7 protein-coding genes are annotated in these 17990 nt (G+C 44.7%); 6 read left to right on the top strand and 1 reads right to left on the bottom strand.

The window, feature by feature from the left end:
* The 5 genes from GO495_RS19935 to GO495_RS19955 all read left to right on the top strand — a co-directional run.
* Positions 1-584, top strand: a 584-nt coding sequence (locus GO495_RS19935; protein WP_205691293.1) for a condensation domain-containing protein, incomplete at its 5' end; no start/stop codon positions are given.
* 18 nt (positions 585-602) lie between these two features.
* Positions 603-11111: a non-ribosomal peptide synthetase gene (locus tag GO495_RS19940; protein WP_157301489.1), complete on the top strand. Its 10509-nt coding sequence runs from the start codon at positions 603-605 to the stop codon at positions 11109-11111.
* Between the two features lie 42 nt (positions 11112-11153).
* Entirely contained in the window at positions 11154-11555 is a 402-nt protein-coding gene (locus tag GO495_RS19945) for a BlaI/MecI/CopY family transcriptional regulator (RefSeq protein WP_157301490.1), read from the top strand.
* A gap of 24 nt (positions 11556-11579) precedes the next feature.
* Positions 11580-13220: a M56 family metallopeptidase gene (locus GO495_RS19950; RefSeq protein WP_157301491.1), complete on the top strand. Its 1641-nt coding sequence runs from the start codon at positions 11580-11582 to the stop codon at positions 13218-13220.
* Between the two features lie 22 nt (positions 13221-13242).
* The gene (locus GO495_RS19955) at positions 13243-15702 is read left to right on the top strand and encodes a TonB-dependent receptor (protein ID WP_157301492.1); all 2460 of its coding nucleotides are present in this window, start codon (positions 13243-13245) and stop codon (positions 15700-15702) included.
* A gap of 31 nt (positions 15703-15733) precedes the next feature.
* Here GO495_RS19955 and GO495_RS19960 read toward each other — a convergent pair whose 3' ends face one another.
* Positions 15734-16696 carry a helix-turn-helix transcriptional regulator gene (locus GO495_RS19960; RefSeq protein WP_157301493.1) on the bottom strand — a complete coding sequence of 321 codons (963 nt, stop codon included), beginning with the start codon at positions 16694-16696 and terminating at the stop codon, positions 15734-15736.
* 81 nt (positions 16697-16777) lie between these two features.
* Between GO495_RS19960 and GO495_RS19965 the strand changes: the two genes are divergently transcribed.
* Positions 16778-17941, top strand: coding sequence for an FAD-dependent oxidoreductase (locus tag GO495_RS19965; protein ID WP_157301494.1), 1164 nt, complete (start codon positions 16778-16780; stop codon positions 17939-17941).
* The last annotated feature ends 49 nt before the right edge of the window (positions 17942-17990 follow it).

Below are 17990 nucleotides of genomic sequence, written 5' to 3' on the forward strand. Positions count from 1 at the left end.
GAATGGAAGGTCATGGCAGGGAAAATATCTCCTCATCAGTAGATGTAAGTCGTACCATTGGCTGGTTTACATCGATGTACCCGGTGTTATTGAAAAATAAAGAAGATACAGGTAGCTTATTAAAAGGTATAAAAGAACAACTGCGTAGCATCCCCGACAAAGGGCTGGGTTATGGATTGCAACAAACAGGCGTTACAGAATGGGACCTGCTATTTAATTACTTAGGTCAGTTAGATAGCAGCAGTGGTAAAAGCCTGCTGATGCCGGCCGACGAACCTTCAGGCTCCGGAGTGGCATCAGGTAACCGGCAGTCAGTAAAGATAAATGTGAACAGCATGGTGCAAGGCGGCGAGTTATTTGTTCACTGGAACTATAGCAAACGTCATTATGAAGACAGTACAATAGCACAGCTCTCATCAAATTATATCACTGCTCTCACCGCCTTGATCACTCATTGTGTATCACAAACAGGGGCTGTGTTTACACCTTCAGACTATGGTCTTGGCAAAGAGATCAGTTACGAAGAACTGGATAGCTTCCTGAACGAAAATGACGCTGATACCAACGATATCATGATCTTCTAAAAAAGAAAAACAAAAAAAATGAGTATAAAAGAATTTGTTCAGAATCTTGAATCAAAAGACTTTTATCTGGCCGTTGAAAATGAGAACCTGGTGCTGCGTGGAAAGAAGAATGCTCCTGTTAGTAAAAAATTACAGGGTGTAGCCGATGCTTCAGAGATCATCAGCTATATTAAAGAGAATAAAGCGGAACTGATAAAGTATCTCTCTACAGTTCCGCAGGGGACTAAAAAGAAAGAGAATGTTACTGCTATTTACCGTTTATCACCCATGCAGGAAGGATTGTTGTTCCATAGCCTGTATGACAAACAAAATAGCGCTTACAGAGAACAGCTTACCTGTGAATTTGATAATCTGAATATTGATATTTTTTCCCGTTGCTGGGACCTGCTTTTGCAACGGCATAGCATCTTACGTACAGGTTTTCAGGTAGATGCTTTTGAGATCCCTGTTCAATGCGTTTATGCAGATAGAAAGATGCCTGTTGAGATCATAGATCTGCGCGAGATGGATAGCGTTACACGTGATGCTGTGATGAAACAGCAACAGTTGCAGGACAGGAACACGCAACTTGATTTCAGACAGGCGCCTTTAATGAAGGTCACTTTGTTCTGGCTGGGAGATACGCGTTATATAATGTCATGGACATACCACCATATTCTTATTGATGGATGGTCTATGCACTTGCTTATTAATAAATTCCTGACATGCTACGAACTCCTCGCTACAGGAAAAGAGATACCGGCGGGAGAGGAAGACAGATACGAAGACTTTATCCGTTATATTGAAAAGACAGACAAAAAGCAGGAAGAACAGTACTGGAAGAATTACATGCAGGGAGTAGACACCGGTACCCTGCTTCCTTTTATAGATCTCAGCAGAGATCGCAACAAGGGTGTAGAAAGTTATTGTGAAAAAACAGTTGTATTTGAGGAAGAGCAGACGAAGAGAATTCAGTCGTACGCACAAAAACACGGCATCACAGTGAATACTGTAATGCAAGGTGTCTGGTCATATCTGCTGCACCGGTATACTGGTTTACAGCATGTCACTTTTGGGGTAACTGCGTCCGGCCGCCCGGCGGACCTGCCCAACGTGGAAAAGAGGATTGGTATCTATATCAATCTCATTCCTTTACATGCAGACTTTAGCGGACAGCAAACAGTGATTGGCTGGCTGCAGAATATTCAGCGGGAACAATTGCGGGCCCGTGAGTATCATACCTCGATAGGTAATATCCAGAAATGGATAGGAGTGCAGGGGGATTTATTTGATACTATGATCACATTCCAGAATTTCCCGGTGAATGAATCTGCCACATCTGCATCAATACCGCAGCTGAAGGTATCTGGCCTGCAGATGTATGAGCAGTCAACTAATTATCCGCTTAGTATCCGCATCGCTCTGACTGCGGATACGGTTATTCAATTCATTTATAAGAACAGCCTGTTGAGTGATGCGGACCTGATAATGATCAACCGGCACTTTCAGGATATACTGTTACAGATAACCGGCAACACTGCCCTGGAACTGAAAGATCTCCGTCTGCTGTCTCCTGAGGAGGATCGTGATATCATCGCTTCCTTTAGTGCCGGCAAACGAAATCAACATGCATTTGTTCATACTTCGATAACCGCTTATTTCTCTGAGCAGGTCGCGAAAAATCCTGCGGCCATTGCTTTGATCTGTGGCAATGAACGGCTCAGCTATGGAGATCTGGATGCCCGTGCTAATCGTCTGGCTCACTATCTGATAAAGCTGGGGGTAAAAGAAGAAATGCTGCTGCCTGTATGCCTGCAACCCTCCGCAGGCATGATCGTGAGTATTCTTGCCATCATGAAGACCGGTGCTGCATATGTTCCTGTAGATCCGGGTTGTCCTGCCGAAAGATTCACTTATATACTCAGAGAAACAGGCGCGCGTTTTATACTGGCAGATGCGGGAACAGAAGATATATTGGATCCGGATATCAACATAATCAGCCTAGATACACATTGGCTGCAGATCAGCATGCAACCGGACACTAGTCCTGACGTACACGTAAGGCCAAACAACCTGGCTTACGTGATATACACCTCAGGTAGTACAGGAATGCCTAAGGGAGTAATGATAGAGCATCAGCAACTGCTGAATTATGTATCCAATGGCATCCGTATGTATGGCGCTGCGGGAGCTGGCGCGGGAAGTTTTCTGCATTTATCCTATACATTCGATGCTTCGTTAACAGCGTTATTTGTTCCTCTTTTACAGGGAAGATCACTCGTTGTAGGTCAGGGCAACTCCGTAAATGCATTTGAAGATCCGGCATTAACAGCCAATGCGCCATATGACTTTATCAAAATAACCCCCGCGCATTTACCGTTGCTGGAATCGATGATGGGGGCAGATGGTGTAGGCAATCTTACCCGGAAACTGGTAATAGGCGGAGAAGCATTACATGCAGGTTATTTACAGTTCCTGTTTGATGCAGGGACCGACATTGAAATTATCAATGAATATGGCCCTACGGAAACGACTGTAGGATGCACTACATGGAGTATCAATACGGCCACTGGTCCAACAACCAGGGAAGGCAGCCTGCCTATAGGCAAACCGCTGGATAATACGGTGGTTTATATCGTTGACGTCAATAATAGCAACATACTTTGTCCTGTAGGTGTGGCTGGTGAACTTTGTATTGCCGGTGAACAGGTGGGCAGAGGTTATCTGCATCAGGAGGAACTTACCGCTGCCAGATTTGTAGAAGATCCTTTTGCACCAGGCAGGATGTACCGTACAGGTGATATCGCCAGATGGCAGGCAGATGGTAACCTCGCTTTCCTTGGCAGGACCGACGATCAGCTGAAAATAAAAGGGTATCGTATTGAGCCGGGAGAAGTGGAAATGCAGATACAGCAGACGCCGGGAGTGAAACAGGCCGTGGTAATAATGCGTGAGGACAAACATCATAATCCGGTATTGATAGCATACGTGGTGGCGGATGAACAATTTGACGAGGTGCTGACAAGAGAATTGCTTGGCAGAAGGCTGCCCGATTATATGGTACCAGCCATATTATTCAGAATAGATGAAATGCCATTGACCGTAAATGGTAAAATAGACAGGAAAAAGCTGCCTGCGGTAGATACTTCCCTGCGCTCTCTGAAGCAATATCAGGAACCACGCAACGAAACAGAAGAAAAACTGGTCCTCGCCTTTCAGGCATTACTGGAAGTACCAAAGATTGGTATCAGCGATAATTTCTTTGAGTTGGGTGGCAACTCGCTGCTGGCAATCCGTTTAATTGCACTTATCCGCAAGCAGTTCGGTAAAGAGATTGCAATAAAGGAAGTATTTGATCACCCGGATGTAACTTCATTGGCACTGAGATTGGAACAGCATACAGACGTAAAGCAGGCGGTGATCACGAAATATCCGGCAAACATTTCTATGCCACTTTCATTCGGACAGGAAAGACTGTGGTTTATGTATAACATGCAAAAAGGGACGCAGCATCAGGTCGCATGGGTATTCAGACTGATGGGACAATTAAAACCCGATGCACTCGAATCAGCGTTTAAAGCGATTGTCAGCCGGCATCATATACTCCGTTCTGTCATAAAGGAAGAGAATGGAATACCTTATCAGGTGATTAAGGAAGCAGATCTCTGGCAGATGAATATAATAAACGAAGAAGACATAAGAGGAAACGGGGCCGGAAAAGTAGATCGTTATATTAACAGAATGCTTGGGTATAAGTTTGATCTGTCCGAAGACCACATGTTAAAGGTAACGCTCATCAGGTTGGTGGAAGAGAATAGCTATATGCTGGTTACGCAGACTCATCATATTGCTTTTGATGGCTGGTCCGTAGGTATCCTTGCGGCTGAACTGAGTGCATTGTACACTGCTGCAATAAAGGACCAGACTCCCGCATTGCCGGTATTGCCGGTACAATATGGAGATTTCGCTATCTGGCAACGCAGCCATTTGTCAGGCGGACTGCTGGAAAATAAACTATCATACTGGAAACAGAAACTGCATGATGTTGCGCCGCTGGAACTACCGCTGGATTATCTGAGGCCCGCCATTCAGAGTTACCATAGTGCAAATGTACAATGGCATATCGGGAGAGAATTGCTCGATAAACTGAACACGCTTTCCCGCAGTGAAGGAGCCACTTTATTTATGACACTGCTCAGTGTCTTTAAGGTGCTGATATTCCGTTATAGCGGCCTGACGGATATTTGTATCGGTACTCCCGTTGCCGGCCGGTATCAGGAAGAAGTGGAAACGCTCATTGGTTGTTTCGTCAATACCATTGCACTCCGTACACACCTGGATGCAGAACAGCCATTCCGGGACCTTCTGAGAGCGGTGAAAGAGGTGACATTAAGTGCTTATGAATATCAGGATATTCCATTCGAGAAAATTGTACAGGCATTGGACCAGGAAAGGGATATGAGTCGTTCTCCTTTGTTCCAGGTGGTGTTCGCGCTGCATAATACACCCCGGATTGAACCATTGGAAATGCCGGACGTACAATTCTTCCCGGTTATAAAGGACCATGCTACCTGTGCATATGATTTGGACCTTGATGCCATCGAGTCTGCAGATGGATTATATCTTTCGATGAATTATTGTGCAGATCTGTTTAAGGCGGAAACCATTCACAGGATGCTCATTCATTACACAAATCTTTTACAGGCAGTTGTTGAAGCGCCGGATGTTGCAATCTTCGATCTGAAATTATCCTCTCTGTTGGAAGACCATCAGTTTGCGCTTACATTTAACACAACAAAAACGGAATATCCGGAAAATGAATCGGTCACAGATCTCTTCAGCTATCAGGTGAAAACTACTCCGGACGCGATTGCATTGGTATACGGGGAACGGCAGTACACTTATCATGAACTGGATAAAGAGAGTAACAGACTTGCGCATCTGCTGCTTGCACAGGGTGTAAAGGAGGGGATGTTCGTACCTGTATGTATTGAGCGTTCCGCAGCACTTATCATCGCAATCATAGCGGTGTTGAAAACCGGAGCGGTCTATGTACCCGTGGACCCTGATTATCCCGCAGAACGTATCTCTTACATGCTCAATGATGTTAACGCGTCGGTATTCATCACAACCTCACAATACATTCCTGCGGGAAACGTCCGTGTAATTAACCTCATTGAGGAAAAAGAACATCTCCTGCAACTGCCGGATACGCCAACGGGCGTGACTGTCAATGCAGATGCACTTGCATATATTATGTATACTTCAGGTTCCACTGGTAAGCCTAAAGGAGTAATGGTGGAACATGGAAATATTGTAAGCCTCGTAAAAGGCGTATCGTATGTTGACCTTTCGCCTGATACTACTCTTTTATCCACTGGTTCTCCCTCATTCGATGCTACCACAATAGAATACTGGGGCACCTTGTTAAATGGAGGCCGGCTGGTGATGTGCAGCCAGCAGGATTTGCTCGATGTAACATCTCTGGAAGAGATGATCACTAAGGAACATGTAAATACAATGTGGCTTACCAGCGGTTGGTTTGGACAGGTAATAGAAGCCGATATCACCGTCTTTTCTCATCTCAGTACAATAATGGTAGGAGGAGACCGCCTTCCTCCTTCACATATCGACCGTGTTAAAAGGTATTACCCTGATCTGAAGGTTATTAACGGATATGGTCCTACGGAAAACACGACCTTTTCACTTACTTATGAGGTGCCGCAGATGCAGGGCCTCAGAGAAATACCGATAGGCCGTCCTTTGTCAAATCGTATTGCCTACGTGTTGGATGCGTATCATCGTTTATGCCCGCTGGGAATTGCCGGCGAATTATATGTAGGTGGCGCCGGTTTGTCAAGAGGGTACCTGAATCAGCCTGAACTTACAGCAGAAAAATTTACCGGAATATCTTTTGACGGGGGAGAAGAAGTCCGTCTTTATCGTACAGGGGATATGGCCCGGTGGATGGAAGATGGAAACATAGCATTCCTCGGAAGAAAAGACAGCCAGGTGAAGATACGTGGATATCGTATAGAACTGGGAGAGGTAGAACAGATGATAGAGCAATTGCCGGATGTTAGTCAGGCCGTCGTTGTAGTGCTTAAAAATGATATGGGGCAGCAGCAACTGGTGGGATATGTAGTGACGGGCGGCGAGGTATTTCAGAGTACGGAAGCTGTCGCTGTTCTGAAGGAGCGTTTGCCAGCCTATATGGTGCCTGTAGTCATATACAAAGTGCCGGAAATACCCCTGACAGGTAACGGGAAGGTAGATCGCAAAGCCCTGCCTGCACTTGCGCTTCGCAATACTTTTATAGTGGAATATGAAGCTCCCCGGAATGCTTTGGAAGAAGCTATTGCGGCTATATGGGCAAGATTGCTGGATCTTGAAAAAGTAGGGGTTAATAATAACTATTTTGACCTGGGCGGTCATTCACTCCTTGCTGTAAGGATACTATCATCTATTCGTAATGAGCTTGCAAAGGAGGTTACGATCAGGGACATCTTTGAGTTCCCCACTGTTGCAAAGCTGGCAGAAAGGATAGAAGAAACAAACAATGGGGTCCTGTTACCGGTTATCCAGCCCGGTGCACATAACGGGAAAATGAAATTATCCTATGGTCAGGAACGTTTGTGGTTTATTGATAAACTTACAGGAAGTGTGCAGTATCATATGCCATGGGTATTCCGTTTACATGGTGATCTGGATGCAGATGTGGTGGAGGCTTCTTTCAGGGAGATCATTAATCGTCATCAGGTATTACGTTCCGTAATCACGGAAGAAGAGGGGAATGTCATGCAGTCTTTGATGCCTGTAAGCAATTGGAAAATGCTGCGGCTCAATGAGGAAGAACTGACATGCGGACTGGATGAATATATCTGCGGACTGATAGCTCAACCTTTTAATCTTGCAGAAGATTTTATGATAAGGCTCACGCTGCTGAAAATCTCTGATAAGGAACATGTACTTGCTATTATCCTGCATCACATTGTTTTTGATGGATGGTCCATTGGTATTATGGTAAATGAACTGGTGGAGTTATACAAAGCCAGTATGGAAAACCGGCCGGCTGTCCTGCCGGAGTTACGGGTACAGTATGCAGACTACGCTCATTGGCAGCGTACCTATTTATCAGAAGAGGTCCTGACCGGAAAACTTAGTTACTGGAAAGAACAGTTGTCAGGCATAAGACCCCTTTCATTGTTCACAGACTTTCCGCGTCCTGCAGTACAGAGTATAAGGGGCGGAATAGCCCGCAGGAGGCTTGATAAGGAGCTAAGTGAACGCTTGACGGCCTTGTCTGCAAAAGAGGGCGCAACGCTCTTTATGACTATGCTGGCAGCGTTTAAAATTGTATTGTATCGTTATTCCGGACAGTCTGATATTTCTGTGGGTAGTATGGTTGCCGGGAGGCAGCAGAAAGAAGTGGAAAATCTAATCGGGTTCTTCATCAATACGCTCGCACTTCGCACAAATGTAAAGGAACAGGCCAGCTTTACAGAACTGTTACAAGAGGTGAAAGAAGTGACCCTGGCCGCTTATGAACATCAGGATGTACCGTTTGAGAAGGTTGTGGAGGTATTGGGCATTGAAAGGGATCTTGGCAGAACACCTTTATTCCAGGTAACATTTACCTTACAGAATATGCCTGAAGGAGATGACTTAAACCTTGGTACAGTAGAGGTGACGGATAATGCCAGCGGAGAGATTACATCAAAATTTGATCTTAACGTTGAAGTAACGGAAGCGCCGGAAGGACTTTACCTGTTGCTTACATACTGTAGTGATCTGTACAGGAGTGAAACAATAGAACGTTTGCTTGATCACTATGAAAATGTGCTGGAAGCAGTAGTGGCAAATGCTAATAAATCAATAGGCAGCCTTACGATACTTGAACCCGAAGAAACGTATCAGCTGTTATCTGTAAGAAAAGGACCTGAACTAATACTCCCCGGCAACAATAATATTCTTGATCTCTTTGAGGCACAGGTGCAGGCAACCCCGGATGCACCTGCAATTATCTTTGGAGAAGAGCGTCTTACCTACGCGGAACTGGACGCGGCAGCCAACAGGGTAGCTCATTTTTTACAAAAGATGGGAGTAAAAGAGGAAATGCTGGTACCGCTATGTTTACGCCGTTCTGTTAATCTGATAACAGGTATACTGGGTATACTTAAAGCTGGTGGCGCCTATGTTCCTTTAGACCCGGATTATCCTGCGGCCCGTCTGGAGTATATCCTGAAAGATACAGATGCCCGCTTTGTACTGGCGGATGCTTTCACAGAAGAGTTCTTGCCCGATGGCGTTACGGTGATAAGCTTTGATACTTATTGGTCGCAGATTAGTCTGCAGCCTTCCGGAGTACCGTCACGTAATGTATCAGACCGCACATTGGCTTATGTGATATATACTTCTGGTAGTACCGGTATTCCAAAGGGTATGATGATAGAACATCGTCAACTCTTAAATTATGCACTGAACGGATTGGCGCTATATGGCGGAAAGGGTGAAGGTGCCGGCAGTTTTATGCACCTGTCATATACTTTCGATGCATCCCTGACTGCCTTATTCGTTCCGTTGCTTGGCGGAAGATTGCTGGTATTGGGCAGGGGGGAAGGAATAGAGGCGTTTGAAGACCCTGCATTGACTGAACATGCGCCTTATGATTTTATTAAACTAACGCCGGGGCATTTATCCGTGCTGGATGCATTAGTGGGAGCAGAGGGGCTCCGTGCACTTACAGGAAAGATTATAGCAGGTGGTGAGGCATTACATACACGTCATGTACAATTTCTGGCAGACGCGGGTCTGGATATGGAAGTCATTAACGAATACGGGCCTACGGAAACAACAGTTGGTTGTAGTATTTACCGGTTTAACACAAATGCCGTTTTGCCTTTAACAGATGGGAGTCTGCCTATCGGTACCGCACTGGCAAACACAAGTCTGTATGTAGTGGATATCAATAACCCTGAAGTGCTTTGTCCGCCGGGGGCAGAAGGAGAGTTATGTATTGGAGGCTCGCAGGTGGGACGTGGTTATCTCGGTCAGCCGGGGCAGACAGTTGCAAAGTTCCTGACAGATCCGTTCAGTAAAGGATCAGGTGCACGGATGTATCGCACGGGAGATAAGGTAAGATGGCTGTTGGACGGGAATCTGGCCTTTCTGGGCAGAATCGATGAGCAGGTAAAGATCAATGGTTACCGTATAGAGCCGGGAGAAATAGTATACTGCCTGCTGAAAGTCGATGATGTAAAAGACGCAGTAATAATAATACATGCGGAAAAGTTATATGCATATATTCAGATAGAAGAAGAAAAATATCCTGATCTGACCCGGACAGGAATGCTGATAAGCAGGGCGATGGCTTTTGTCGCAGAACAACTGCCATCTTATCTGCATCCGGCCGGCATTATCCCCGTACATAAATACCCGCTTACTTCACATGGTAAAACAGATAAGAAAACACTGGTAAGACTTTATCCGCCGGGAATGCTGAAAAGTGAGCATACTGGTCCTGCAAACAGTACCGAAGAAATGCTCGCTGTTATCTGGCAGGATCTGCTTGGTTTGGATCAGGTAGGTGTGCTGGACAACTTCTTTTCGCTTGGCGGGCATTCCCTTAGTATGGTGCAGATGTTGAGCCGGTTGAGAGAGTACGGGATAGAACTCACGCTGAAGGAACTCTTTAATGCGCAGACGGTAAGAGATCAATCAGCGCTTATCCATACCCTTAAGCCGGAAATACAGCATCCCCATCTCATTCAATTGAATAACGTTACTGGGGGAGCTCCCGTATTTATATTACCGGGTTCAATCGGACTTTCTGATGACTATGAGGAATTGGCGGCTCATTTTGTGCATTGCCCGGTATATGGTATTCAGATGGAAGGAATATACCCGGGAGAAAAGCCGCTTGATAATATCGCTGATATAGCGTCCCTCAATATCGAACGTATCAGGAAAGTTCAGGCAGTGGGGCCGTACAGATTTATCGGACATTCATTCGGTGCACATGTCGCGTTTGAAATGGGCCGGCAACTGGAAACAGCAGGAGAAATTGTCGGCTGGATCGCCTTACTGGACGTCGCGGCAGATATGAAAGCCGGTAATATTACAACTGGCATAGTAATGCAGACAGCAGCCGACGTATTTAGTGCCCACAGGCTCCTTAACGAGGAATATCTCAACTGGGGTGATAAGTTGGAGGCAGAACTGAAGGAACTCAGTATTGGGCAGATAGTGCCCCATATAAGGGCATTCCTGAAAACGGTAAGCCCTGCGCCGGCAAATATTGATCATCTGTTGAATCAGCTGGATGTGCGTATTCATAACATGTTTATTACATACCATCCTCAGCAGAAAATCAGCGCTCCCCTGATTATTGCTCCTGCGTCCGCAACCAGGCTGAAGGAAAATGACTATCTGGAATGGGTGTCTTATAGCACTGAATCAGAGGTAGTTATACTGCCCGGTAACCATTTTACCGTAGTAAAAGGAAAGGGCGCGACATCCTTACATAAATTTTTAACAGAAAAAAACTAACCTAATTGTTCTTTCGTACGAAGAAAGGTGTACCTTAGGATCATGAAAGAGATTAATCAGGAAAACGAGATAAATGAGCCTACAAAATCCGAGTTGGAGATTTTGCAGGTGCTCTGGGAGCATGGTCCGTCTACTGTGAGGTATGTAAATGATATATTGAACAATGAAAAGAAAGTAGCGGTTCAATATACATCTACTTTAAAATTGATGCAGGTAATGCTTAAGAAGAACATTCTTAAAAGAGATGAATCTTCCATGCAGCATACCTACATGCCGGCAGAAGAGGAGCAGAAGACTAAAACCGTGTTGCTGGACCGTTTTGTTAACAGTATGTATAAAGGCTCAGCGTCAAAATTGATGATGCAATTGCTCGGAAATAAAAAAACATCTAAGGCAGAACTGGATGAAATCAAAAAACTGCTGAAAGATCTTGATATGGAATAGTTGTTAATCTAAAACAGACATCTCATGAACCCTCATATGTTGAATAACCCGTTAGATATTACATACATCAAATCCATCTGCTGGACCCTCATCCATTCTCTGTGGCTTGGAATTGCAGCAACAATACTGGCCGTACTTGTACTCGCATTTACCCGGAAAAGAACAGCGGCGCTGCGCTACAACTTACTGGTGGCAATACTGCTGATCTTTACGGGAGCTGTTATAATAACCTTTATAGGCGGACTTGGAAACACAACCGGTATAACGGAAGATGCTTCTTCTGCTAACGGGCCTGTTTATATGCTTACAGAAGTTGGTAATACCATAAAAGACGGATTGCAGCACAAGGCGGGTTTTCTGACAACGGCAAACAACTTTCTTAATGACCATGCACAGACGGTAGTCCTGATCTGGATATTCATTATTCTGATTAAAAGTATACAGTTGCTTGCAGGCCTCTATAGTATCAACAGAATTCACAGGCAGAAAACAACAACTGTCGGCGAAGAATGGATAACAAGACTGGATCTTTTAATATTGAAAATGGGTATTTCAAAACCCGTGCTTATACTACAATCCGCTGTGGTGAGTGTACCTCTGGTCGTTAACTTCCTGAAACCGGTCATCCTCGTTCCTGTGGGCATGCTCACAAAGTTACCCGTAGATGAGATAGAGGCCATCCTGCTTCATGAACTGGCACACATACGCCGGAAAGACTTTATCGTAAACATTTTCCAGCAGTTGATAGAAACGCTTTTCTTTTTCAATCCTTTCCTGTTATGGCTGTCCGCACGCATCCGTGAAGAAAGGGAAAACTGTTGTGATGATGCTGCTGTAGAATATCTCCCAAAAAGAAGTGTACTGGTGCACGCACTTGTATCCTGCCGTGAATTTGACCTGAGCAGAACTCCTCAGCATGCTCTTGCATTCCCGGGTACAAAAAATCATTTACTCAGCAGGGCAGAACGTATTCTGCACCGGAAAAATAAACCTGTCAACAGGGCGGAGAAGGCAATCCTGAGTTGTTGCTTTCCCCTGATAGCAATGATTTTGATGTTCACTATGCAGTCTTTTCGCGTAAAGAATGTGCATCAGCATAACCCCATTGTTTTACAGCAACCAAAAGATACCATTATGCCAGTTGTATCAAATACCAGCACAAGAGTAGAGGAAACGCTCAACGGTGTATCCTTTTATAAATATACCTTCAGACGTAATAACGTCTTGTATGTAGTACTCGCAAACAAAAAAGAAATCAGGTCTCTCACTATTGATGGACAGCCAGCTTCTCCCGCACAACTGGAAGAAAAGCGCAGCACTATTAAGAAGTGGATGAAAGACTGTGATGAAATACTGGCAAAACCTCTCGGTGGATTAAAAGGCAATATCACGCATGTGAAAAATGCTGATCCGGGCCATCCCCGGATAAAGGATATTACCGGATTAAAGGGATCACTGTCTGGTCTTGGTGGGCTGAAGAATGATATCACGCCGGCGGACAGCGCTACCCACAGTTATTATGACAAAGGTTATAAAGTGGTCATGGCAAAAGCTGTTCCGCTAACTGTTTACTATAAAGGCAAACAGATGTCCGATGAAGAGATTAAACAACAACAGGCTACCATCGGTCCTATTGTAAAAGACGCAGTTAAAAATTACCATTAAGATTCATTGCTAACCCATTTTTATGAAAACTATCTTCTTTGCGGCGCTTGCCACAGGGCTATTCTTTTTGTGCCCCTATACGATGGCTCAATCAGGGTCCGGTAAAATTTCCGGTTTGATTACTGTAGGGAAAAAGCCTGCAGACGGAGCTACCATTTCTTTGTTCAGGGCAAAGGATAATACACTTGTAAAAGGGGCTATCACCAACGAAACCGGAAAATTCGAGATTGATAATCTCAGGCCAGATACTTTTCTTGTGGGCGTTAGTTACCTTGGCAGAGGAAATTATCTCACGACTCCAATAACCCTTTCTGATGCTAATTCCATTGTGGAACTTCCTGTAATAGACCTTGGTGGAGGCAATAATCCGGTAAACCTGAAAGAAGTAGGCGTCACTGCACAAAAGCCATTTATAGAGCGGAAAATAGACCGGGTAGTGATCAATCCTGACGTACTGATCTCCAATGCGGGCTCGAATGCACTGGAAGTATTGGAAAAAGCACCTGGTGTACAGGTAGATGGAAACGTTATCAGTTTAAAAGGAAAACAGGGCGTGGTTGTATTTATCGATGATAAACCCACTTATATGTCAACGCAGGAACTTGCAAACTACCTGAGGTCCTTGCCTTCCGGCTCCATTGATATAGTCGAGATTATGACGAACCCGCCTGCAAAATATGATGCCGCAGGCAATGCTGGTGTAATAAACATCAGGATGAAAAAGATAAAGGTCAAAGGCTTTAATGGAAGCTTCAGCACAACTTACGGACAAGGACGCTATGCGCGTTCCCTCAATAGCCTTACTCTCAACTACCGCTTAAATAAGGTGAACTTTTTTGGCGTGGGCAGCTTTAACATGACCAACGATTACCAGGACCTGAATATCAAAAGAACATATTTTAAGACAGATGGAAATGTCGATGGCGCTTTCGTTCAGGAATCCTATATCAAAAACAGGAGAAAAAGTGGAAACGTGAGGATGGGGATGGACTACTATATTTCTAAAAAATCAACCTTCGGCATAGTACTTAATGGCGTCTCAAATCCGTCTGATTCCCGGTCCAGAAGTCTGGCAGACATGCTGAATGCCGGAGAAGTGACAGATTCTGTTATCACTTCTTCCAACCGGCAGGATGAAAAATGGAGGAGCGGGAGTATTAATCTGAACTACTCGTATAAATTTGACAGTACAGGTAAGGAAATAACAGCAAATACAGACTACATCGCTTACAGATCAACATCAAACCAGTTGCTGCAAACCAACGTTTCTCTTCCGGACCATACATTGTTTAGCAGTGCTGCATTACTGAGCACCTCCCCCACGGATATAGATATCCGGACTGCAATGCTGGATTATAAGAATCCTTTTAAAAAAGGTGGGAGCTGGGAAGCGGGCTTTAAAGCCAGCTTTATCAATACTGATAACAAAGCAGATTTTTTCGATCAGCACAATGGTGAAAATACGGTGAACTATGATCTTACTAATTACTTTAAATACAATGAAAAGATTAAAGCGGCATACATCAGTTTCAACAAAGATTTCAGGAGATTATCCGTACAGGCAGGGCTTCGCTTTGAAAACACAGAGATAAAGGGTCACCAGCTGGGGAATCCTGAGAAACCAGATTCCTTATTTACCCGGAAGTACAATAGTCTTTTCCCTACGTTTTATCTCTCTTATAAACTGGACACTACCAACACGAATGAACTGGGATTTACCTACGGCAGAAGGATAAAGAGACCCAATTATCAGGATCTTAATCCGTTTTTATATCCATTGGATAAGTATACGTCCTTCGCTGGTAACACCTTTTTACAGCCTGCATTTTCTCAGAATTTTGAACTGTCCCATAGTTACAAAAATCGCATTACCACAACCCTGCAATACAGTCGCATAAAGGATGTAATTCAGGAAACGATTGAAGTGAACAATGGGTATTTTACAAGCCGGCCAGGCAATATTGGCACGCAGCGCAACTTTGGTATCACCGTCAGTACAAACTTCAAAATTACCGGCTGGTGGACCGTCCAGCAACTATATACAGAGTTGATCAATAATAAGTTCAGCGGCTTATTGTACAATAACCAGCTTAATACTGATGCCACTTACTGGATGTTGAACATGAATAATCAGTTCACCATTAATAAATTATGGAGCGCGGAGATAGCCGGTTTTTACAGAACAGACATGGCTAGCGGGCAATTTCTCACGGACCGTTTATGGACCATGAGGGTAGCAGTACAAAAGAAACTGTTCAAAGGGAATGGCAACATCAAAGTATTATTTAATGACATCTTTTACGCCTTCCAGCCACAGGGCAGGATCGTTAATCTTACAAACACATCGTCCACCTATCATAATTACTTAGACAGCCGGTTACTGATGATCACATTCAGTTACAGATTTAATAAAGGCGCCACCCTGAAAGCAAGACAAAGTGGTGCCTCTGATACTGAAAAAAGCCGGGTCAGTGGCGGATGATCTCATGAATTAGCAACAGGTTTAACCGCGGCTATGTCACCGAATACTTCTTCGGTTTCATGCCTGTATGCTGTTCAAAAACTCTTGAAAAATGACTCAGGTTGGTAAAACCAAGTTGGTACCCCACCTCAGAAACTGTCAATCGCTTTTCCTTTAGTAATCTTGCTGCTTCCTGCATCCGCATCGACTGGTAATATTCAAAAACACCCTTTCCGAAGGTCTGCTTGAACAGCTTTCGCATTTTAGGTTCGCTCATGCCGGCTTCTCTGGCTAGTGAAGCGATGTGGGGTGGTTTGTCCAGGAGCGACTGCAAACGGAATTTGATGGCGTAAATAGCTTTTATATCATTAATATGCATGCTGCTTGTTGGCACAGCTTCCCGTTGCATCAGCAACGCAAAAATGTAGCAAAGCAGTTCTTCGCATTTCAGCTTGCAGTAATGACTTTCCAAACTTTCCGGTACAGTTGGATGCAGGATTTCGCTGGCGGTTCTGATCATTTCGGGCGAAATGCTGGTTTCATATGCAAAGTTGTCTTTGGCTTCCAAAATACTTATAACCACCGGGTGTTGTATGCTCCCGAAGAATTGAAGCAGATATCGCCGCGGGACCGCAATCGTCACACTTCTGAAAAAGGTGTTTGAAGGCATGGTAAGCACTGAAGAAACGGCGTGTGCGCAAATAAATACACTGGCTTGTTCGGGCATTAGCTGTTTTTCCTGTTGTACGGAATAGGGGAAAATGCCGCTCAGCAAAAAAATAATATCATCCTGTCCTTCAGCAAGCTCATTGGTGCGCTCCAGCAAAATTTCTTCATGCAGATAATAATTACGCATCATCATTCGCAGGCCGTTTTCCCAGGAAAAACCGGTGATATATCCTCCTCCCTTACTTTCCGGAATGTGGAAAAAACGCCCTTGAATATTTGCTCCAATAGCCCGGGCAAATTCCAATATAATTCCCGATCCATGTTTATCAGTTACCGATATTTTCATTTACGACTATTTTTATAGCATATATGGCTATTTTGTCTCTAAAGGTAAAGATAATTTTGCCGGCATCAAATTTAGAAACATATGCTATTACAAAACAAACAAGTGGCTATCATCGGTGGTGGCCCCGGGGGATTGACCCTCGCAAGGCTATTACAGGAACAGGGCGTGGACATAAAAGTCTATGAAAGGGATGCTGACCAATATGTACGTCCGCAGGGATCTGCACTGGACCTCCACATGGATACAGGATTAAAAGCCATGACCGTCGCCGGATTGCTGGATGAGTTCAAGAAGAATTATCGTCCGGGCGCAGATAAAGCAGTGGTCGTTAACAGCCGGATGGATATCTTGTTCGATGAGCGTGTGGATAAACCTGAGGTAGCCTTTGGACATGAACATTTCCGCCCGGAAATAGACCGCGGTCCATTTCGGGATATGCTTATCGCCTCACTGAAAAAGGAAAACGTGATCTGGAATGCCAGATTTACTGAAATCAAACCTTCAGGGAGCGGTTGGGACATATTCTTCGAAAACGGCACCAGCGTTTATGCAGACCTGGTGATTGCGGCAGACGGAGCAAATTCCAGGTTAAGGAAATATATAACAAATATCCGTCCGGTCTATTCGGGTGTAACAGCCATTGAAGGGAAAATTTCCGATGCTGAAAAGCATGTTCCCAGGCTTTGGCAGCTCATAAATGGTGGTAGTCTGTTTGCGCTGGAAAAAGGCAAAACCATTTTCTGTATTACCAAAGGTGATGGCACACTTACTTTTTTGATCGGGTTAAAAACACCGGAAAACTGGCTGGAAAACTCAGGTATCGACCTTACGGACAGGGCTTCGATCGCTGCGTGGTTTAAGCAGGAATTTGCTGCCTGGAGCCCCGAATGGCAAGAGCTGTTTGCTACTGATGCACTCAGTATCACCCCACGTCAGTGGTACCATTTCCCGACCGATCAGCACTGGAAGGCGCTACCAAATCTCACAATGATCGGAGATGCTGCCCATCTTATGCCGGCTTATGCAGGCGAAGGGGCCAATCAGGCGCTGGCCGATGCACTGGACTTATATGAAGCGTTATGCTGCGGGGAATTTAATACCATTGAGCAGGCCATTGCTTCCTTCGAAGAAAAAATGTGTAAGCGTGCAGGAGGTATAACGGAAATGACCCTGCGATTAACAGAAGGCTTCCACACAGAAAATAATCTTCAGTTTTTGATGGATCTTTTCAAAGATGCTTCCTGATGGTTTACTCTTCAAAAACGACAGGCATGCTGCAAACAAATGCGGCAGC

It is taken from the genome of Chitinophaga oryziterrae, from assembly GCF_009758125.1.
GTDB lineage: Bacteria > Bacteroidota > Bacteroidia > Chitinophagales > Chitinophagaceae > Chitinophaga > Chitinophaga oryziterrae.

Excerpts from the sequence above, each read along its gene's own strand:
- GO495_RS19940 (WP_157301489.1), top strand. The coding sequence starts at position 603 with ATGAGTATAAAAGAATTTGTTCAGAATCTTGAATCAAAAGACTTTTAT.
- GO495_RS19945 (WP_157301490.1), top strand. The coding sequence starts at position 11,154 with ATGAAAGAGATTAATCAGGAAAACGAGATAAATGAGCCTACAAAATCC.
- GO495_RS19950 (WP_157301491.1), top strand. The coding sequence starts at position 11,580 with ATGAACCCTCATATGTTGAATAACCCGTTAGATATTACATACATCAAA.
- GO495_RS19955 (WP_157301492.1), top strand. The coding sequence starts at position 13,243 with ATGAAAACTATCTTCTTTGCGGCGCTTGCCACAGGGCTATTCTTTTTG.
- GO495_RS19960 (WP_157301493.1), bottom strand. The coding sequence starts at position 16,696 with ATGAAAATATCGGTAACTGATAAACATGGATCGGGAATTATATTGGAA.
- GO495_RS19965 (WP_157301494.1), top strand. The coding sequence starts at position 16,778 with ATGCTATTACAAAACAAACAAGTGGCTATCATCGGTGGTGGCCCCGGG.